The organism is Ignatzschineria rhizosphaerae, assembly GCF_022655595.1.
Taxonomy (GTDB): domain Bacteria; phylum Pseudomonadota; class Gammaproteobacteria; order Cardiobacteriales; family Wohlfahrtiimonadaceae; genus Ignatzschineria; species Ignatzschineria rhizosphaerae.
In genome coordinates, this window is sequence record NZ_CP093379.1 from 1017176 (window position 1) to 1039068 (window position 21893).

Sequence of the window (21893 nt, forward strand, 5' to 3'; positions counted from 1 at the left end):
CATATTAGCTTCTAGCAAGCGGAACAACGATTGCAGGATCTAATATTGGTGCTTCCTCTTCCTCAAATCGCATCACTTCTTCTGCTAATTGGGAGAAATCTTCAGGATCAATCGCAAGCATCTCTTCATAAGTTGCTAGATCCCACATTTCAAATAGATTGCCATTACCTAGAAGAATTAATTCAGAAGTAATACTGGCATATCCCATTAAACGTTTAGGTAGAACCATTCTGCCTTGTGCATCTAAAATAATCTCAGTAGCACCGCCTCGCACAAAACGTGCAAATTCCCGCTCTTTTTTAACAAATGGATTAAGCTTGTTAAGCTCTGCTTCTACTTCTCGCCAGGCATCAATAGGATAGAAGTTTAAGCACTTATCAAGCGCTCTACTAATAACAAAGTGATTCATCTCATCATCAAATTGTTTTCTAAGCGCAGCCGGAAGCGCAACACGATTTTTCGTGTCGACTTTGAGCTCATATTCGCCTAGAAATTGGTACATAGCGCTAATACCCTAAAATTTAATAATGCTTCTGACATATTACGATCTTTATACTTTAAATGCCAAATTATTTTGGTTCTACCAACCAAATAAGCGGTTTTAATTCAAGCATCATAAAGCGAGTAAGGTTAGAGCGTTTCTCATGTATGTCGGGGTTCATGCGTAATTTAATGAGTTGAAAAATCTCATTAAACTCTTCAATTTGATCGGTATCTAACGTCTCTAACAATCCTGAAAGATAAGATAATTGAGAGAATATTGATTGCATTTCAATCAGTTCATCATTAATTTCTGAGATATTATGTTGCCGATTTTTAACCGGCTCATCTTTCATTCTCTCTAAAGAGTTTGAGAGCGAGACAATGGATGCTTGAGCCGTTCTTAAAGCAAGCTTTAGATCAGCATCATCTTCAGCAATTTTGGAGATTTTCCATTTCTCAATCTCTAACATCACAGCATATAGATTCTCTCGGGCGGTATGAATCAGCTTTGGTAGGTTTACTTTTTCCCAGCTAGGAAGCACATGGCTAAAGCCTAAGGCGATAACAGCTGCGATAATGGTATCAATGATTCTTTCTAATGAGACTGAAAAACCCTGTAAGGTTGTTAGATCCTTACTAATATTGAGCAATATCAGAACATACACAGTAGTAAAGGTGACGCTTAAAGGATTATGAATACGGATTAATCCATTATTAAGGATGACCGAGATAAAGAGAATCGTCAGTAGTCCTAAAGTCGAGATCTCAAGTGAAATCAGTAATCCTCCAATCAGGCATCCAATAATTGTTCCGATAATACGATTACGACTCCGCTCTTTTGTTAGGCTAAATCCTGGGCGCATGAGACTCAATAGTGTAAAGGCGATCCAAAACCCATGAGAGAGGAAATCGGTCATGCTGACTAAAGTTAAAGCAAAGAACATCGCCATTGAGGAGCGAATAGCAAAACGCATGACTGGCGATTTTAGGGTAAGGTTCTTGGTAATGTAGTCGTTAGACCAATAAGAGTGCGAGAGGAACTTTTTTAATTTATGACGTGGGAAAGTTCCTTCAAGTTCGATATCATCCACTAAAAATGAGCGGATACGCTCTAAGTTGCGTGAAAGAGACCAAACTTTACGAAAGTGGTTGGCGACAATTTGATAAGCATCTAACGCTTCACCTTCTAAATCTTGCCTTCTAAGAAGTTCAAGTTCATATTCAAGTGCGCGAAGTTCTGCTTTAAAGCCGAGTCTTTTGAGCATATCTCCTGCGCGAAGAGAGTACATTCCCATCTCTTCAAGATTACTTCCTGCTTTAGAAAAACTATCACGAAAGAAGATCTGCAAATCACTATTGGGATAATTTTCACGAATGACCATAAAGTCTTGTAACGGAATAGTTGCAATTTCTCTTGTTTCTACGAGTAATAAGAGTTCATTGATCATCTGATTAAGGTGATGGTCATTTTCATAATCTAGGCGAAATAGAAGATCTCGCATTCCTTGGAGCTCTTCTAGTAATTCTGTTTGGGAATTAATAAAATTTTTAAATTCTTTCTCAATATCAACGTTTTGGCGGTAGCATTTTGAGAGTGCTTTTAAATAATGGGAGAGATGAAAATAGATTCCTGAAAGGTTTTGGCGAATAATATAGCGCTCAAATACTTTTGTGACAATCATGGAAAAAGAGAAGTAAAAAATTGCCCCAAAGCAGAAATAAGCAAGGTAAACCAAAGGAGAAGCTGCGGTATTTGAAGCAGCTAATAGCGCAGTGAATCCCACGATAAAGCCAAGAGCTATAAATTTCACTCTAAAAGCATAGATAAATGCCACCACAAAGGAGATTGCCGATAAAGAGATGATCTTTAAAGGATGTAATCCGGGTGTTTGAAAAATAAAGAGCAGGGTAATAAGAACAATGGCGATAAAGGTGCCAAACATCTCATTACGTTTATGTTTGAGTGTTCCTGTTTGATCGGCAATAGACATGGTTAAACTTCCATAGCCTGCGATCATTAAAATCTCGAGTGGAATATTAAAACAATAGAGGATCGCAACCGGGATAAAGATCCCTAATGCCATCTTAACGCCCATGGCAAAATCGCTGCTGAAGAAGAATCGATAAGTTGCAGTAATAAAATGATTCATAAACCCTTAAATCCCCCCTTATTGTCTCAAAAACGCCATATTGACTAAAGTGACAATATGGCGCTTAACCCTTAAATTTTAAAGCTTTTTCGATTAGAAAAGTGCAAATTTAAGTAAAAATAGAAATGCGATGATGTAAGTTGCAGGATGGATATCTCGGAATTTCCCTGTCCCCATCTTTAATGCCGCATAGCTGATAAAACCAAAAGCAAACCCTTCAGCAATCGAGTAAGTAAAAGGAATTCCCAATACTAAAAGCGCAGCAGGAATAGAATCTGTTGGCGAGTCCCAATCTACTTCTGTTAATTCACGTAGCATTAATCCTGCGATATAGACTAATGCGGGTGCTGTGGCATAAGCGGGAATAGATGCCGCTAATGGGGAAAAGAAGATTGCAAGAATAAAACATGCCGCAATTGCAAGCGCTGTTAAACCTGTGCGGCCGCCAGCTTGAACGCCGGAGTTACTCTCTACATAAGCTGTTACTGAACTTGTACCGAGTAAGCTTCCTGATAAAATAGCGGTACTATCAGCAAATAACGCACGGTTAAAGCGCTTTTTAGCTTGAGGCACTTTAGTTTCATCTAAAAGCCCTCCACGTTTAGCCACACTCATTAAAACACCAGTTGCATCAAAGAGTTCTACTAAAACAAGCGCAATTAAAATTTGTACAAAGCTACCACTTAACACTTTTTCAAAGCTTAATTGGAAGAATGTCGGAGCTAATGATGGTGGCGCTGATACAACGCCTACAAACTCATTATGTCCTAAAATAGCACTTAAGATAGAGACGAAAAGAATACTAATTAAAATTGCACCACGAATTTTAAAGTTATCTAAAACAACGATTAAGAAGAACCCTAAAATTGCATAAAGAGCACCAGGGGATGAGAGATCACCCATACTTACTAACGTTGCCGGGTTACCTTGAATAATGCCAACAGCTGGATTAGATAGTCCAATAAAGGCTAAGAAGAGTCCGATACCTGCACCAATTGAAGCGCGAAGTGATTTTGGAATTCCCCCAATAATCCATGAGCGTAAACCTGTTGCGGTTAAGATAAAGAAGATAACGCCAGAAACAAAGACGGCGCCTAATGCTTCTTGCCAAGTATAACCAAATCCACCCGTTGTGACAGGCGCTGCTATGGTAAAAGCAAAAAAGGCATTAAGACCCATTCCAGGAGCCATACCGACAGGGTAGTTTGCGGCAAGCGCCATAACAATGGTCCCGATTGCAGCTGCAATACAGGTTGCCATGAAGATTGCATCAGTATTCATCCCTGTGTTGCCTAAAATGCTAGGGTTGACGAAGATGATATAAGACATGGTTAAAAAGGTGGTAATTCCGGCAAAAATTTCTGTGCGGAAATTGGTGCCATGGGCCTTTAATTTGAATATTTTCTCTAACATGACGCGTCCTTTATGCGAAGAGAATTAAAAAAGTCTCGCTAAGAACGAGACTTATTAAAATTAAGATATTTTCCCTTTTTTAGGAAAAAGAAGGGAAAGAACAATAGATCCAATCAGAGTTCCTAAAATAACACTCAAGGAGAGCGCTGTTGGGAAATGGTAATCAAAATAGAGAATGAGCATTTTGATACCGATAAAAATTAAGATAATTGCAAGACCATATTGTAAAAGATGGAAGCGCTCCGCCATATCTGCTAATAAGAAGTACATTGCACGAAGCCCTAAAATTGCAAAGACATTAGAGGTCATTACGATAAAGGGGTCAGTCGTTACCGCAAAGACAGCAGGAACCGAATCCACAGCAAAAATAATATCAGAAATCGTAATTAAGACTAAAACGATAAAGAGTGGCGTTGCATATTTGATGCCATCTTTGAAAATAAAGAAGTGCTCTTTATGGTAATCATCGGTTGTTTTAAAGAATTTCTTAGTAATTTTAACAATTTTATTTTGGCTAAGATCGGCTTCTTCATCGTGCCCAAAGCACATCTTAATCCCTGTAAAGAGTAGAAATGCGCCAAAGAGATAAAGAATCCATTCAAATTTAGAGATCAAATAGCTACCGATAAGCACCATTACGACGCGTAAAAATACCGCAGCTAAAACACCATAAACTAAAACTCGGCGTTGATATATATTCGGGACTTTAAAGTAGCTAAAGATTAATAAAAAGATGAAAATATTATCAATTGAGAGAGATTTTTCAACAACATAACCTGTTAAAAATTCTAATGCTTTATCTAAAGCGTATGAACTATTATCGCCTAATGCTAAAGGGATGCTCTCTGCCGGAATCATATATTTGATATATGCCCAAAGACCAAGATCAAAAAGAAGTGCAACAGAAATCCAGATAATAGTCCATGTTAGGGCTTCTTTAGCACTAACTTTATGATCACCGCTTGCTTTGAGGGCAAACATATCAATGAGGATCATGATAGAAACAACAATCCCAAACACTAAATAGAGCATGGGAGAACCTATAGAGACATGTGAAGTCACAGGTAAATACCTCGGTAATTTAAAAAAAGTTAAAATATCAGAATTTAAAGTAATTTTCTAGATATTCTGAGAAAGGAATTTGAGGGGCTTCTTCGATGGCTTTTTGCTTTGCTAAAGACTCCTTCGCTAAGTTTTTAAATTGATCAGTTTCGGTGTTTTCTAAAGATTTAAATTGCTTGATATAGAGCGATTTTGCTGTTTCAAAGAAAAATTCTTGATAAGGCTTTTGGCTTTCAGTTAATGCTTGTAGCACTTTTTGAGAAGGTAGCTTCTCTGGCTGCTCAATTTTTTCAAGCATGTTTTTTAGGGCTTTTTGATGCTTTTCACCTAAAATTTGGGCAATCGGTTCAAGCCATTTAATAACAGAAAGCAACGCTTCTTTCAGGGTATATTCTTCATCAGAAACGATAAAAGGCTGATCAAGAGCTAAGCCTGTTTTAGCCACAATTTTAAGATTCTTTTGGTTATGCTCATACTCTTTTTGTGATAGATCTGGCGCATCAGTTAAAATTGATGCCGTTAAAAAGAGTTGTAGGAAGAGCATTGATTCAACATCGATTCCCTCGGCAATGAGGGGGTTGATATCAATTGAGCGAAGTTCAATATATTCAATCCCCCGGTGATTGAGCGCTGTTAAGAAATTCTCTCCTTTACGCACAATCTGTTTCGGGCGGATACTGGCATAGTACTCATTTTCTATCTGCAAAATGTGATTGTTGATCTGGTTATATTCACCATTTTCAATCACAGGAATTTGCGAGAAGATATTACAAGGAGTGGAGATTGCAAATTGAATATTTTTAGTAAACTCTTCAATATTATTAAAAGACACATCAAAATGACATTTATTATTGCCATAACCAATGTCTGAAAGGCGAAGAGATTCTCCTTCAGGAAGATAACTATCGGTGTCATTTAGTGATTGAAAAACATTCTCTTTACCTGCTAAAAAACTTTTATCCATCGCAGGTGATGCGCCAAGAAGGTAGGGAATGATGTAACCATAACGTGATACATTGCGGCAAGCATGAAGGTATCTTGCGGTTTTAAAGGCCGCTAATGAATCATTATTGCTGGTAACTTCTTGAAAGGCTTTAAAAAAGTGATCTTTTAAGGAGAAGTTGAAATGAATGCCGGAGATAACTTGCATCATTTTGCCATATCGCAAGCTTAATCCCTTGCGATAGAGGGATTTCATTTTAGCGTCATTAGAATTGCCATATTGGGCAATCGTAATCTCCTCTTCAGAGGCGATGAAAGGCGGCATTGAGCCCGGCCAAAAGATCTCATCTTCTAATTGGCTTAGCGTAAACCGTTGAATATGATTAAGATCTTGTAGCGCCTCTTCGACGCTAGCGACTGGATTTGTCACAAATTCAAGCATCGGCTCTGCAAAGTCAGTTGTAATATGGCTGTGCGTTAATGCTGATCCTATCGCTTCTGGGTGCGGCTTATTGCTGATTCGTCCTGTGTGTTGATTAACTCTTAACGTTTCACGCTCAAGCCCGACATTCACATCTTTAATCTTGTTTTGATGTGTTCCCAGTAAATCTAGGTTCTGCTTTAGGTTGCTATATAATTTATTCATACCAATTCTCTTATCTCACATTGTTTTGTGTAAGTGTATCTTATTAAAGAGATTATCTCGCATCGATTGGATCATCATGAGCTTGAAATAGCTCAATATTAAAACCAATCTTCTCTTGCCATAAGTTCACAATATTACAAAAGAGCTCCGCTGTTTTTTCTGTATCATAAAGCGCTGAATGGGCTTTACTATGATCCCATTCAATTCCTGCGGCCATAATGGATCGTGCAAGTACTGTTTGCCCATAAGCAAGTCCGGCAAGGCTAACTGTATCAATGACAGAAAATGGGTGGAAAGGGGAGTTTTTAATGCCTGTTCTTTCGATGGCAGCATTTAAGAAACCTAAATCAAAATGCGCATTATGTCCCACTAAAATAGCTCTGGTGCAACCTTTCTCTTTGAGCACTTGACGAACAACAGTAAAGATTTTTTTAAGCGCTTCTTTTTCAGAGATCGCAAAACGAAATGGATTATCAACTTTGATACCATTAATACGCATTGATTCAGGGTTTAATAATAACCCTTTTTCTGGCTCAACATGTGCTGAGACAGACTCTGTTGTAGAGAGCTTTCCTGATTCGTCCATATCAACTAAGACAGCAGCTATTTCTAAAAGTGCATCCGTTTTAGGATTCACGCCCCCTGTCTCAACATCAATGACAACAGGTAGAAAACCTCGAAAACGCATCGAGATTGGGGGAGGGGATTGTAAGTGATCAGCCATAATTATGAAGAGATTCTTCTCGCCTTTTTTGTCTGTTGGATTAAAAGATCTGTTTATGATTATGCTTTAGAAGCTTTGGCTTCTTTAGCATTAGAATAAACAATTTCTGGAGCGACTTTTTCAGTAACGCAATTTTCATGAACAATGACTTTTTGGACATTATCTAAAGAAGGAAGTTCAAACATCGTATCTAATAAGAGATGTTCAATAATACTTCTTAAACCACGAGCTCCTGTTTTACGTTTCAAGGCTTCTTGTGCAATAGCTTTGAGCGCTTCATCTGTAAATTCTAACTCAACGCCCTCCATCTCAAAAAGATAAGAGAATTGTTTGGTAATCGCATTTTTAGGTTCTGTCAAAATATTGACTAATGCCGCTTCATCGAGCTCTTCTAAAGTCGTAATAACGGGTAATCGACCGATAAATTCAGGAATTAGACCATACTTAGCTAAATCTTCCGCTTCCACTTGTGCAAAGAGTTCAGAAAGATTTTTCTCTTCGTCCGTAGTTTTAACATCTGCACCAAAACCGATACCGCCCTTTGATTGACGTTGTTGCACGATTTTTTCAAGGCCAGAGAAAGCGCCACCGCAGATAAAGAGAATATTACGTGTATTGACTTCAATTAGCTCGGCATTAGGATGTTTGCGCCCACCACTTGGAGAGACCGATGCCGTGGTTCCTTCAATAATTTTCAAGAGGGCTTGTTGTACGCCTTCACCTGAAACATCACGAGTAATTGATGGGTTTTCACTGCGGCGTGAGATTTTATCAATCTCATCAACATAGATAATGCCAGATTCTGCGCTTTCAACATCAAATTCACAGTTTTGAAGAAGGCGTAAGACAATGTTTTCAACATCTTCTCCCACATAGCCAGCTTCTGTTAAGGTGGTTGCATCAGCAATTGCAAAAGGAACATTTAGGCTACGTGCTAATGTTTCTGCTAGTAATGTTTTACCTGAACCTGTTGGCCCGATTAAAAGAATATTACTCTTACTAAGTTCAATATCGTTATGATCATTTAACTGCTCACTACTAAGGCGCTTATAGTGATTATAAACGGCGACACTCAATGTGCGCTTTGCATGCGATTGGCCGATAACATATTGGTCTAAATTTTCATAGATCTCTTTGGGGGTTGGTAGGCTCTCAGCTTCAGCTTCAATCTCTGCTTTGACATCATCTAACACAAGGTTGTTGCACAGTTCAATACATTCTTTACAGATATAAACGCCATTTCCCGAGATAAGACGCTCAGCTTCACTCTGATCTTTGCCACAGAAAGAACACTCAACACTTTTCGTTGGTTTGTCTGTTTTATTACTCATATTGTGAATCTACTCCGGTAGTTTGGAAATATCTTGGCCTACAAATTGTAAGCCGTGAGTTAATTTAGAGAGTCAAAGCTTAAAGTGGTTTGACTCTTCATATTTAAGGGCTATTTAAAATTTATCAAGAACAAAGATTAATAATAGCAAGTCATAGGAAATTAACGTTTCGTGACAACCTTATCAATTAAACCATATTTCGCAGCTTCTTCTGCGCTCATAAAGTTGTCTCTATCGGTATCTTTTTCAATTTGTTTAATGGTTTTGTGGGTATGATGTGCTAATAAGCTATTGAGCTGTTTTTTAATCTTTAGCATTTCACGTGTATGGATCTCGATATCAGATGCTTGACCTTGATAGCCACCAAGAGGCTGATGAATCATGACTCTTGCGTTTGGCAGAGCAAAGCGTTTTCCTTCAGCACCTGCAGCAAGCAAAAATGCGCCCATGCTACAAGCCTGTCCTAAACACATTGTTGAGATATCAGGTTTTACAAATTGCATAGTGTCATAAATAGACATCCCCGCAGTGACTGAGCCACCAGGAGAATTGATATAGAGATGAATATCTTTATTAGGATCTTCGGCTTCTAAAAACAACATTTGCGCAACAATTAAGTTCGCCATATGGTCTTCAACTTGTCCTACCATGAAGATAATTCTCTCTTTTAAAAGGCGAGAGTAAATATCGTAAGAGCGCTCACCTCGGCCAGTTTGTTCAACAACCATTGGCACTAAATGTGACATTTGAGTATCTATAATAGAAGACATAACGCTAATCCCTTTATGGTTATAACCAATTAATCTCTTTCAAACGAATTAGTTTAGCAGAAATAGGAGATGTTTTATGAATATAATTCGGCGAAAGAATATTTATTGCGGAAAGTGTGAAATATCTGTCTTGTCGTAGTATGATAAACCACGCTTATTTACAGACATTTTCAATGATTTTTCTAAGGAAAAGGATTAAAGCCGTGAGAGAGACTTATAATTTCTGCGCAGGACCTGCAACAATGCCCTATAACGTCTTAAAGACAGCTCAAAAAGAGTTGTTAGATTGGGAGCAACAAGGGGCTTCGGTTATGGAGGTTTCCCATCGTGGTAAGGAGTTTATTGCACTTGCAAAAGAGTGTGAGGCGGATCTTCGCGAACTGCTTAATATTCCAGTAAATTACAAGGTATTATTTCTTCAAGGTGGTGGGCTTGCTCAGTTTGGCTTAATTCCTTTAAATCTCTTAGGGGATAAGATGGGGGATGGCAAAACGACAGTCGATTATTTAGAGACAGGCGTTTGGTCTAAAAAATCAGCCATTGAAGGAAGCCGTTATGCCGTATCAAATATTGTATATAGCGGTAAATCTGAAGGGTATATTAATGTGCCAGATAAAAATGCCATTAATGTCAATCCTGAAAGCGCATATCTTCATATCTGCTCTAATGAGACAATTAATGGCGTAGAGTTTTTCTATGATATCAAAAATTGTCCTATTCCTGTCGTTGCGGATATGAGTTCTAATATTCTTTCAAGAAGAATTGATGTTAGCCAATATGGTCTCATCTATGCAGGTGCTCAGAAAAATATTGGTCCTGCAGGATTAACGGTTGTGATCATTCGTGAAGACCTTTTAGGTAAGGCTTCAAAATTTGTGCCAGATGCATTAAATTACACATTGCAGGCAGAAAATGACTCTATGCTTAATACCCCGCCAACTTTTGCGATTTACTTAATGAGTCTTGTGCTTAAAGAGTTAAAAGAGAAAGGCGGACTAGTTGAGATGGAAAAGCTTAATCATAAAAAAGCATTTATGCTTTACAGCACAATTGACAATAGCCGTTTGTATCGTAATCCGGTTCATGTCGATGCTCGTTCAAATATGACAATTCCTTTTACATTGGCGGATCCTACACTTGATGCACTTTTCTTAAAAGAAGCAGAAGCCCATAATCTTATCAATTTAAAAGGCCATCGTAGTGTTGGGGGGATGCGTGCGAGCATTTATAACGCAATGCCGATTGAAGGGGTTATTGCTTTAACAAACTTTATGAAAGATTTTGAAGCAAGATATTATTCATAATGATTTTTATCAAAAATAGTAAATGTTGAATATTAGGCAACCTTTCTATTAACAAAGAAATATATTGTCGATATGATAGCTAGAGTGAAAACTCTAGCTTTTTATTTTGGAGACTAAGAATTGAACAATCTGTGACTAACTGCTGATATCAGGAAAGAGGAAAGGTTTGGTCACTTGTATCTATCTGAGCACAGAAAAAGATAAGCAATTGCTGCTCATTCCGCTATACTTAGATGAGTTTTAAGTTATTTAGAAATAGCGTACTAATCAAATAAAAAATGGATATAGAAAACGCAATGTTAAATGAGAAAAAATTTGTAAAAAGTCAGTTTGCGAAAATCGTCAGTAGCGCTTTAATTGCGACCTCGCTTTTATGGGGTGGGCTGTCAATTGCAGCAAAGCCGAATAATGATATTGAAAAGCGAGCAGTAATCGCAGCGCCTAGCTATAATGAGCAATTGATTAACTCTGCGCATTCTGCGATTTTAGCGCAATATCATTACGATCGATTACCGATTGATAATGTATTGTCAGAGCGAATCTATACCCTTTACTTAAAAGCTTTAGATCCACAGAAAGTTTTCTTTACGCAATCTGATATTGATGGCTTTGAACAATATCGTTATCAATTTGATGATTTTGTAAAACGCTCTCAGCTTGATGTTCCCTATGATATGTATCGTTTGTTATTACAACGTATGGATGAGCAATATGCGTTGGTAAAAGAGCTTTTAGCAGAGGATTATGATTTTGATGTTGATAAAAAAATCATTATTCAACGTAAAGATGAAGCTTATGCTAAAGATCAGGCTGCATTGAGATCACTTTGGAAAGATCGTTTACAAAATGAATTAATCAATTTAATGGTAACGGATGAAAAGCTCTCATTAGCAGAAGCTAAAGAGAAGCTTCAAAAGCGTTATAACACTCGTAGTAAGCGTATCCATGATATGGAAGAAGGCGAGTTATTTAGTTTAGTCATGAATGTGATCTCTTTAAGCTTTGACCCCCATTCAGGTTATTACTCTGCAAAACAGATGGAGCAGTTTAATATTAGCATGAGCCTCTCGCTTCAGGGCATTGGTACAGTATTAAGGCAAGATGATGATTCTGTAAAAATTGTAGAGGTTGTGACAGGTGGTCCTGCTGACCTTACAGGGCAAGTGCAAATTGGTGATGAGATTATTGGGGTTGCCCAAGGCGAGGATGGCGAATTTGTTGATATCGTGGGAATGCGTTTAGATAAAGTTGTCGAAATGGTTCGTGGTGAAAAAGGAACGACTGTTCGATTACAGATGATTGGCAACAAAGGCAAAGGCGCTGAGAAAATTGTTAAAATCATTCGTGATACTGTCAAACTCGAAGAGCAAGAGGCTAAATCTGAAGTCTTTAATATGCCTTCAGAAAATGGCAAAGAAGAGTATAAATTAGGGGTAATTACACTTCCGGCCTTCTATAGTGACTTTGAAGGCAGTAAACAGGGCGTTGAAGACTTTAAGAGCACCACAAGAGATGTGAAAAAACTCCTTCTACCGCTTATCAATGAAGAAGATATTGATGGTTTAGTGATAGATCTTCGTGGTAATGGTGGGGGATCTTTAACAGAAGTTATTGACCTATCAGCACTTTTTATTGGTAGCAATAAAACAGTTGTTCAAACACGCGGCTTTGATGGAAATACAGATGCGCAAGGAAGCACTGTAGAAGATCTGATCTATTCAGGACCAATGGTTGTTTTAGTCGATCGTTTAAGTGCATCAGCAAGTGAAATTTTTGCCGGTAGCATGCAAGATCAAGGTCGTGCGGTGATTGCAGGGTCTACCAGTTTTGGCAAAGGAACTGTTCAAACAATGATTGATTTGAGTAGAATCCTCGCAAAATCCACAAAACCTGGGCAATCTAAAGTTACCATTGCAAAATTCTATCGTGCAAATGGAGAAACCACACAAGAGAAAGGGGTTGTTCCGGATGTGACTTTACCAAGCAGTTATGATCCTACAGAGATCGGTGAAGCAAAAGAGATGTATGTAATGTCTTGGGATACAATTGAAGCTGCGCCAGATTATGATCCTTCAGTGGTGATTAAGCCTTCTGTCGTGGATAAACTTCAGGCGAAGAGCTCGGCGAGATTTAAAACAGATGAGAAACATCAAATTTATCAGCGTCAAGCCAATAAAACTTTAGATCTATGGAAGATCAATGAGCTAAGCCTTAATCTTCAAGCTCGTAAGGAGAAACTGAAAGCAGAAGAGGCTGAAAATCTTGAATTACAAAATCGTATGCGAGTGCTGTATGATTATGAGCCTTTAACTTTAGAGGAGTTTCGTAATGAAGATGGTACCTATACAAAATTGTTAAAAGATACAGAAACTGATCTTATTCTTGAAGAGGGATTGCTTATTTTAAGAGATGTGGTGGATCTTCAACATCAAAAGAAATAAGAAATTGCTGAGAAACCCTATCAGTAAATAGAGGTCATAGAATTTGTAAGATCTAGATGCGATAAACTATTTAAATCTTAGATTAAGATCGATCAATACCGTGAATTTAAAAGAGATAAAAACCTCATCATTTTGAGGTTTTTATTTTTTAAACGTATAAAATATGACGAATATAAGTAGCTAAACGTAAGGGATATTATAAAAGATGGAAGATATTAAAGGTAAACGCGTCATTGTTGGCATGAGTGGCGGTGTTGACTCATCTGTTGCGGCGTTTCTTTTAAAAGAGCGTGGTGCTGATGTCCACGGAGTTTTCATGAAAAACTGGGAAGAGGAGTTTGACCAAGGTTATTGTACTGCTGAAGATGATCTTAAAGATGCAGAGGCGGTTTGCGAAACCTTAGGGATTCCTCTTCATAAAGTTAACTTTGCCAAAAACTATAAAGAACGTGTATTTGATTATTTCTTAGATACTTTAAAGGATGGTTTAACTCCTAATCCTGATGTGCTTTGTAACAAAGAGATTAAGTTTAAAGCATTTTTAGAATATGCCGAGGAGCTCGGCGCTGATTATTTAGCAACAGGGCACTATACTCGTGTTAAACGAGAAGATGGGAAAGCATATCTTTTAAAAGGAATTGATGATAATAAAGATCAGAGCTACTTTCTCTATCTTTTAAATCAGCAGCAACTGATCAACACGCTCTTTCCTATTGGGGATTATGAGAAGTCTGAAGTTCGCCAAATTGCGTTAGATAATAAGCTCATTACCTTTGATAAAAAAGACTCTACCGGCATCTGTTTTATTGGTGAGCGTGATTTTACAGATTTTATTATGCAATATTTACCAACAGAGCCAGGAGAGATGATTCTACCCAATGGGGAAGTGGTTGCAGAGCATAAAGGTCTAGCATTTTACACGATTGGTCAGCGTCAAGGTTTAGGTATTGGCGGGCGTAAAGATTCCAATGGTGAGCCTTGGTTTGTAGCGGATAAAGATCTTAAAAATAATAAACTCATTGTGGTACAAGGAGATCAACAAGAACTCTACGGTAGGGGCTTGATTGCTCGTGAACTTCATGAGATTAATCCTATTGATTGGGATGAAGTGAATCCACGATTAACCGCCAAGATTCGCTATCGTCAAAAAGATGTGAAGTGTCAGGTAACTGTGGTAGAAAATAATCGTATCGAAGTTACCTTTGATGCGCCGCAAAGAGCAATTACACCAGGCCAATCGATTGTCTTTTATGATGGCGATATCTGTTTAGGCGGCGCATTTATTGAATCTAAAATCGCTTAAAACTTTGAGCTAACGATTTAGGCTAAAGAGTATTTACAGTAATTAAAAAAACGTATCAAAGTATCAATGATACCCCAAAAGCTAGACGCAGCTTTTGGGGTGTTTTTCTTTTTTTAATGAAAAGGAATTCTTTTCCTAAAAGATGCATTGTTAATACGATAAGAGGAAGATGTATAAGTGGTTTTTAACGAAGTAAGCTTGTATTTAAGGAAGAGGCTTATTTTTTAATATATTACCGCTTAAATAGCCAAAATGGCTGATTTAAACTATTTTTTGTCAAAAATCATGGCGCAATTTATCGATTATTCATATAACCATTGATCTATTAGGACAAAGATCAATCATAACAGCCTCTTATTAAGGTATCTCAATTGATAATAGCTCTCAATTAAAGTACACTAAGACCACTTTGAAAATAATAAAAGAATGAGCATGAAACTACTTGAGCTGTTTGAATCTTTCATAAAACCTTTTAAGCATCACCCTGATGAAGCTCCACCAACAACACTCTTCGCCTTTTATTGGCACTATGTTAAACAAGTAAAATGGGTTTTTGTAGGGCTTTTAGTTATTGGTTTTTTTGTCTCTATTCTAGAGATTGCTCTCTTTAGTTATATTGGTAAAATTGTCGACATGGTGGAATCAGTAAGCTCCCCTAAAGAGCTATGGGCAGAGCATTCTGGTGAATTTATCTGGATGATGGTAGTCATTGTCTTACTTCGGCCAATAGCATCATTAATCCATAATCTCATAATGAATCAAGCGCTAACGACAAACTTTACCTCCATGATACGTTGGCAGCAGCATCGTTATGTCTTAAAACAGAGTATTAATTTCTTTCATAGTAGTTTATCTGGCGGAATCGCTGCTAGAGTCATGAATACAGGCCAAGCGATTCGAAACTCAGTCATTATGTCTACAGATTCTATGTGGCGTGTGGTGATATACGCAGTAACAACAGTGGTACTATTTTTTGAAGTGAATATTTGGCTAACGGTACCGATTTTATTGTGGATACTCGCTTATATACTGCTTTTAAGCTACTTTTTACCTAGAACTCGAAAAAGATCCCATCGCTCGGCAAAAGCACGCTCTAAGCTAATGGGGCATGTGGTTGATAGCTATAGCAATATTACAACCTTAAAACTTTTTTCTCATAGTTCTAAAGATGAAAATGATGCAAAAGCAGTCATGCGTGAACAAACCGATGCAGCGCTCTACTCAACAAAGCTTTCCACATCTATGGATTTCTCTTTGATGATGATCAACAGCCTACTAATTGCAAGCACTGTGGGCGTTTCACTCTATCTATGGGGCACTTCTTTAATCACGGCCGGAGCTATTGCCTTTACGGTGAGTTTAGTGATTCGAATTAATACTATGTCGAGCTGGGTCATGCGTGTTGTGAGTCATATTTTTGAAGATATTGGTAGCGTACAAGATGGGATTAAAGTCATTGCGCAAGAGAGAGAAGTTGTTGATGCTAAAAATGCTAAAGCCCTCAAGAATATTGAAGGTGAAGTGATCTTTAAAGATGTTGATTTCCATTATCATCCGGCAAAACCGATCTATGAGACTTTAAATTTACATATTAAAGCAGGTGAGAAAATTGGGTTAGTAGGGCCTTCTGGCGCTGGAAAAACGACTTTAACCCAGATATTACTAAGACTTTATGATGTAAAGGGTGGTGAAATTACCATTGATGGGCAAAACATTGCCGGTGTAACGCAAGATAGTTTGCGGGAAAATATCGGTGTTGTGACTCAAGAGCCGGCGCTTTTCCATAGGTCTATTCGTGATAATCTTTTATACGGTAACCATGATGCAACAGATGAGATGCTCTATGAAGCTTTAAAAAAGACAAAAGCTGATGAATTTGTCAGAGAGCTCGTTGACCAAAACGGCAAACGTGGGTTAGATGCTTTAGTGGGGGAAAGCGGGGTAAAACTCTCTGGTGGTCAGCGTCAACGAATTGCGATTGCTCGTGTATTACTAAAAGATGCACCCATTTTAATTTTAGATGAAGCAACCTCAGCCTTAGACTCTGAATCAGAAGCAGTTATTCAAGAAAATCTCGGCATTTTAATGGAAGGCAAAACGGTGATCGCCATTGCTCATAGACTCTCGACTATTTCAGAAATGGATCGTTTAATTGTGATGGATCATGGAAAGATTGTCGAGATGGGAAGTCATCAAGAGCTCGTGAAGAATAACGGTATTTACGCATCTTTCTGGCGTAAACAAGTCGGTCAAGATGCTATTTAAATGATGTTTTGATAAACCCTAATCTAATAATATTGAATCAACATTTTTTGTATTTTTAAATCCCTTTAAAGGATATAAAATCCTTAAAGGGATGTTTTAATTGTCTTATTTTTTAAAAATAAAATAGTGATAACTTGCTCAACAATTACTCATAAAATCGCTGTTAAATTGCTTATTTAACGCTATTTTGATCTGTTTTTGAGGCTTTATTACAAAATAAATTTGACAAAGCTGTGAAATCAAGCGTACTATCTCTTCACAAATTGCAGGTACCTCGTTAGGTGAGGCTCCTGTACGGAGACATGCTACTGCCCAGAAACGTCCAAAGACGCCAACGGGTTTGAACAGAGACTATCGAGTTAAGGTGGTCTATAACGTAGCTAGAAAAATAAAATTTTCTTATGCCGTACAGTGCTAAAGCTCAATGAATTGGAGGGATCAATGCAGGGAGCTTTTTAGCGCCTAATTATTGGCGTGCTGAAAAAGCTGCTATGCATTGTCATGTTGTGCTAATACAGACATTGTAAAAGCGCACCTTCTTCATTGAGGGTGCGCTTTTTTGTTATGGCTTTAAAAAAGCTTCTTATTACACACATTTCAATCATAAGGAGTTCAGTCATGATCACAACAAATAATGCTCATGTACAACTCAATACCATCACTCCTACAGTGGAGCAGATGAAGGCTAGAACAATATGGATCAATCTTGTTTCTCCGCCACAAGCAAAAATTAGTTCCGTACTTACGGCTTTATCACTGCCAAGAGATACGTTAAATCAGCCTAGAACTAGTCTTTTAAAAAAAATTGGCGATGTATTACTACTGAAATTGGAGATTCCTAAAAGAAATCTGCCAAACTCAGCAGTACCATACCAAGTCACAATGCTTACAATTTTGGTAAAAGACAATAAAGTTGTCACGATTAGTGAAGGGGATTGCCCGCTTCTCATGCGTTTAGAACATGAGTATCTTGTGAGATGGGCAGAGCAGGACATTACGAGTTTTGTGTATCGCATCTTATCAATCACAACCACAAGTTTCCTAAATGCGACGAAAGAAGTGAGTGAGACGATTGATAAGTTTGAAGAGAAATTAAAATCTTCTTTTAGCAATCGCAGTGTTTATCAGTTGATTAATCACAATAAAAGTTTTCTCTATTTCTCAAGAGCTTTAAATCGTAATCATCAGTTACTAAAAACCTTAGAAGAGAAAAGTTATTTAAAAGCAGATAACGAACAAGATCTTACACTTAGCGATCTGATCGTAGAAACTGCGCAAGCTGAGAGTTTAGCAAGAGTTTATAACAGCAACTTAAGTAGTTTAATGGATGCATACTCGGCATTGATTGAGAATAATTTAAGTTTATCAGTCCAGTACTTAACGATTTTTGTGACAATTTCGGCAATTCCGATGGCCGTAGCGGGCATTTATGGGATGAACACTCCATTACCGATACAAGATGAACCTTATGCATTAGTAGCACTTGCAGGATTAAGTGTATTCCTGATTGTGGTGGTTTTAGGCTTCTTTAAAAAGAAAAAATTAATATAAAAATTTTAATGATCAGGAGAGATTCCCATGTTAAAAATTTACAAAAATGGTCAAGACAAAATGCTCGTAGAAGAAGCTGTAATCAGACCAAACAGCTTAGTAATGATGATTGCGCCAACGGCAGAGCAAATTAATCAAGTCACCCGTGATTATGATATTCCAGAAAAATTCTTCCTAGATGCCTTAGATCAAGATGAACGTCCACGTTTAGAGCGTGATGAAAATAGCTATCTCATTGTATTGAATATTCCTCTTAAAAACCCCAATAGCCAAATGAAAAATGAAGCTCCCTATTTAACGCTTCCTTTAGGAATTATTCATACGGAAAATAATATTTTCTTAGTGAGTAAAGAGCCACATCCAATTCTTCAAGATTTGATTGATGGAGAGTATGGACAGTTCCAAACACATATGAAAACAAAAATTACGCTACTTCTCTTTAAAGCAGTGGCCAAACATTATGATGATCATCTTGGCTTTATCAATGATGAAGCTGCGAAATTGCAGCAAGAACTTAATGAGTCATATCACAACAAAGAGCTCTTTAGCTTAATTAACCTTAATAAGAGTTTGGTGTTTTTCTCAACATCACTCTCGGCATTAGTGATTTTATATCGTCAAATTATGCAAGGTAAAACGCTGAAAATTCAAGATGAAGATCGCCGTCTTTTAAATGATATTTTAGCAGATATTGAGCAATCAGCCGATGTTGCAGAGATGCGACGTGAGAGCTTAAGTAACTTAATGGATGCTTATGCAGTGATTGTTCATAACAACTTAAACACTGTTCTAAAAACTTTAACAGCAATCGCAATAGTGATGATTATTCCGACGATGATTGGCTCGATCTTTTCGATGAACGTCGATTTACCAGAGGAGCATAATCCAATTTCTACGGTGATTATTGGTTCTGGAATGATGGGGATTAGTATCATTTTATTACTTGTTTTCTACTTCAAAAAATATATTAAATTTTAAGATCACATCATGATCCAAAATTTGCATTAATAATTTATAAAAGGAGATCAATGATGATCCAAATCTACAAAAACTTAGTGATGAATACTTACCATCATGAAACAGCAATCACTTCAGACAACTGGGTTCGTGTTATTAACCCTGATGAAGCAGAGATTAAAAGATTAGAGGATAAGCTTAATATCTCGCGCTTTTTTATCGAAGAATCACTAGATGCCAATACTCGACCAATGATTGAAGAGGAAAATGGTATTACGTCTATTATTATTCATATTCCTTATATGGATCCTACGATTACTGAAAACTCCAAAGGCATTCGTTATCGTACTATTCCTTTTGGCATTGTCTTAACAGATACTCATTTTGTGACAATTTGTAGTGTAGAAGCGGAGATTTTACTCAATGCTTTTATTAAAAATTGCCAAGGGTTAGGGAAGCATATGCAGGTACAAAACGTTTTAGATATGCTCCATCATGTTGCGCAAAGATATCTTCGCTTAATGCATACCATGGAATTTGAGATTGCAGAGGCAGAAGAAGAGTTATCACGCTCATATAGAAACTCAGAGCTCTATACATTACTCTACTTAAATGAAGGTCTTCTTTTTATGACAATCTCTTTAAAACAGATGTTATACCTTATGCGTAAAATCAATCATGAACAATATCTAGAGATGCTGCCTAACGGTGTTGAGCTATTTGAAGATACTATCATTGAGATGGAGCAAGCATATTCTGTGGCGCAAATTAATCAATTAAACTCTAATAACGTCATGGATGCTTATGGCAATATTATTCAAAATAACGTGAGTCATATTGTTAAGTTGTTAACTGCTTTAACGATTGTGCTATCAATTCCGACATTAATAGCGAGTATTTATGGAATGAACGTTCCATTACCATTTCAAGAAGAGCCAGCTGCATTTAGTATTTTAATTGTGGTAATGGTTGTGCTTAGTGGTCTTGTGGCAGGATTCTTCTATAAGAAAAAATTCTTTTAATTATTAGCTTTGATTAATGTAAAAACTTCATAAAAATATTCATCAAAGGATAAAAAGTATGCGCTTATATTCTCTTAATTAAGACAAAAGGAAGGTTGAATGAACGGACATTCATGAAGCCCTTGGTACTACGGTATCAAGGGCTTTTTTAATCTTTGTTTGTAATAAATATTGATTATTCTTGAGTGATAGAATATTAAAACCGTATGCTATATAAAATACCGGCAACTTTAATATTTTATTAAAATCTACCGGCATTGAAATATTTTTAAAACGTCAAAATATCAATATCTATGAGTGATTAAACGTCAGCTTTACCTTGCATAACTTCACGGACGATATATTCAGCAATCGCAAGTGATGAGGTTGCTCCTGGTGATGGAGCATTACGAATATGTGTAATATTACCATCGCGGCGAATCACGAAATCATCTACAAGCGTACCATCTGGATTCATTGCTTGTGCACGAATACCTCGAGTTGCAGGTTTTACAGTCATATTAGAGAGCGATGGTACATACTTTGTCGCTTCATTAATGAAGTTCTTTTGGCTAAATACAGTTTTAGATTCACGCATTGCAGCAGGAATATTACGAAACGCAAAGCGCCAAAAGCCAGGATAGAAGATAAATTCTTTAATATCTTTAAAGTTAAAGCCTTTTCCATCATAGTTTTCACGAGCTTTAGAGAGAAATGCATTAGGACCAATTGTCATTTTTCCATCAATACGTTTTGTAAAATGTACCCCTAAGAATGGGTATTTAGGATCTGGAACTGGGTATATCAATCCTTTAACATCATGTGTAAATTGATCATCAAGCACAAAGTATTGACCAAAGAATGGCACAATTTTTGGCGTTTCCACATCACCAGAATTCTTCGCTAAACGATCAGATTGAAGACCCGCACAGCTCACTGCATAATCAAATTGTGTTGGATAGACTTTTCCACTTTGAAGCGTAATAGTAATTTTACCATCACTATTGTTTTTAATAGATTGTACTGGGCTATTAAGCTCAATTTTACCACCACGTTCAATAATCTCTTCAGCAATACGTTTTGCAATTTTTTCATAGCTAACAATGGCTGTTTCTGGAGAGTGAAGGGCAGCAACACCGATACAGTTTGGTTCTACAGTTTTAATCTCTTCACCGTAGAGCATTTTAACGTTAGGTACTTCATTATCAAGGGCGATTTGGTAAAGTTTTTTCAAACGCGCTTCTTCAACTTCATTCAATGCAACAACCACTTTTCCGCACTGATCATAAGGAAGATTGTTATCTGTACAATAATTGCGTACAAGCTCAACACCACGTCGACATAATCTTGCTTTTAAGCTACCCTTTGCATAATATAATCCTGCATGGACAACGCCAGAGTTATGACTTGTTTGATGTTGTGCGACTTCTGACTCTTTTTCAAAAAGCGTTACATTAGCACCTGGATAATCAATGAGAAGTTGTCTTGCAACGGATAATCCGTTAATACCTCCTCCGATAACTGCATAGTTGACGGTTGACACATTTATC

The 21893-nt window shown here is 37.3% G+C and carries 16 protein-coding genes and 1 riboswitch; of the genes, 7 read left to right on the forward strand and 9 right to left on the reverse strand.

Going from position 1 to position 21893, the window contains the following annotated elements:
• Positions 1-4: 4 nt before the first annotated feature.
• The 8 genes from mraZ to clpP all read right to left on the reverse strand — a co-directional run bounded on the left by mraZ (position 5) and on the right by clpP (position 9521).
• A complete protein-coding gene (mraZ, locus tag MMG00_RS04405; protein ID WP_242151952.1) occupies positions 5-502 on the reverse strand; it encodes a division/cell wall cluster transcriptional repressor MraZ in 498 nt (165 codons plus the stop codon).
• A 67-nt stretch (positions 503-569) separates the two neighbouring features.
• Positions 570-2633 carry an FUSC family protein gene (locus tag MMG00_RS04410; protein ID WP_242151954.1) on the reverse strand — a complete coding sequence of 688 codons (2064 nt, stop codon included), beginning with the start codon at positions 2631-2633 and terminating at the stop codon, positions 570-572.
• Between the two features lie 93 nt (positions 2634-2726).
• A complete protein-coding gene (locus MMG00_RS04415) occupies positions 2727-4046 on the reverse strand; it encodes an NCS2 family permease (protein WP_242151958.1) in 1320 nt (439 codons plus the stop codon).
• 60 nt (positions 4047-4106) lie between these two features.
• Entirely contained in the window at positions 4107-5108 is a 1002-nt protein-coding gene (locus MMG00_RS04420; protein ID WP_270049355.1) for a TerC family protein, read from the reverse strand.
• Between the two features lie 37 nt (positions 5109-5145).
• Positions 5146-6696, reverse strand: a complete 1551-nt coding sequence (gshA, locus tag MMG00_RS04425) for a glutamate--cysteine ligase (protein WP_242151961.1) — start codon at positions 6694-6696, stop codon at positions 5146-5148.
• Positions 6697-6748: 52 nt separating this feature from the next.
• Positions 6749-7420, reverse strand: coding sequence for a ribonuclease T (gene rnt / locus MMG00_RS04430; RefSeq protein ID WP_242151963.1), 672 nt, complete (start codon positions 7418-7420; stop codon positions 6749-6751).
• A 59-nt stretch (positions 7421-7479) separates the two neighbouring features.
• Complete coding sequence (gene clpX, locus MMG00_RS04435; protein ID WP_242151965.1) at positions 7480-8751, reverse strand: ATP-dependent Clp protease ATP-binding subunit ClpX; 1272 nt, start codon at positions 8749-8751, stop codon at positions 7480-7482.
• Between the two features lie 161 nt (positions 8752-8912).
• Positions 8913-9521: an ATP-dependent Clp endopeptidase proteolytic subunit ClpP gene (gene clpP / locus MMG00_RS04440; RefSeq protein ID WP_270049356.1), complete on the reverse strand. Its 609-nt coding sequence runs from the start codon at positions 9519-9521 to the stop codon at positions 8913-8915.
• Between the two features lie 203 nt (positions 9522-9724).
• Here clpP and serC point away from each other — a divergent pair, with 203 nt between their 5' ends.
• The 7 genes from serC to MMG00_RS04475 all read left to right on the forward strand — a co-directional run bounded on the left by serC (position 9725) and on the right by MMG00_RS04475 (position 20364).
• Positions 9725-10825 (forward strand): 3-phosphoserine/phosphohydroxythreonine transaminase, encoded by a 1101-nt coding sequence (gene serC / locus MMG00_RS04445; RefSeq protein ID WP_242151969.1) that lies wholly within the window; start codon positions 9725-9727, stop codon positions 10823-10825.
• 296 nt (positions 10826-11121) lie between these two features.
• Complete coding sequence (locus MMG00_RS04450; protein WP_242151972.1) at positions 11122-13266, forward strand: carboxy terminal-processing peptidase; 2145 nt, start codon at positions 11122-11124, stop codon at positions 13264-13266.
• 205 nt (positions 13267-13471) lie between these two features.
• Entirely contained in the window at positions 13472-14569 is a 1098-nt protein-coding gene (gene mnmA, locus MMG00_RS04455) for a tRNA 2-thiouridine(34) synthase MnmA (RefSeq protein WP_242151974.1), read from the forward strand.
• Between the two features lie 432 nt (positions 14570-15001).
• Positions 15002-16834, forward strand: a complete 1833-nt coding sequence (locus MMG00_RS04460; RefSeq protein ID WP_242151978.1) for an ABC transporter ATP-binding protein — start codon at positions 15002-15004, stop codon at positions 16832-16834.
• A 266-nt stretch (positions 16835-17100) separates the two neighbouring features.
• Positions 17101-17276, forward strand: a riboswitch (M-box (ykoK) riboswitch).
• Positions 17277-17452: 176 nt separating this feature from the next.
• Entirely contained in the window at positions 17453-18385 is a 933-nt protein-coding gene (locus MMG00_RS04465; protein WP_242151981.1) for a magnesium transporter CorA family protein, read from the forward strand.
• A 27-nt stretch (positions 18386-18412) separates the two neighbouring features.
• Positions 18413-19363 (forward strand): magnesium transporter CorA family protein, encoded by a 951-nt coding sequence (locus MMG00_RS04470; RefSeq protein WP_242151984.1) that lies wholly within the window; start codon positions 18413-18415, stop codon positions 19361-19363.
• 50 nt (positions 19364-19413) lie between these two features.
• Complete coding sequence (locus MMG00_RS04475) at positions 19414-20364, forward strand: magnesium transporter CorA family protein (protein WP_242151987.1); 951 nt, start codon at positions 19414-19416, stop codon at positions 20362-20364.
• 301 nt (positions 20365-20665) lie between these two features.
• Here MMG00_RS04475 and lhgO read toward each other — a convergent pair whose 3' ends face one another.
• The gene (gene lhgO, locus MMG00_RS04480; protein WP_242151990.1) at positions 20666-21886 is read right to left on the reverse strand and encodes an L-2-hydroxyglutarate oxidase; all 1221 of its coding nucleotides are present in this window, start codon (positions 21884-21886) and stop codon (positions 20666-20668) included.
• Between the last annotated feature and the right edge of the window lie 7 nt (positions 21887-21893).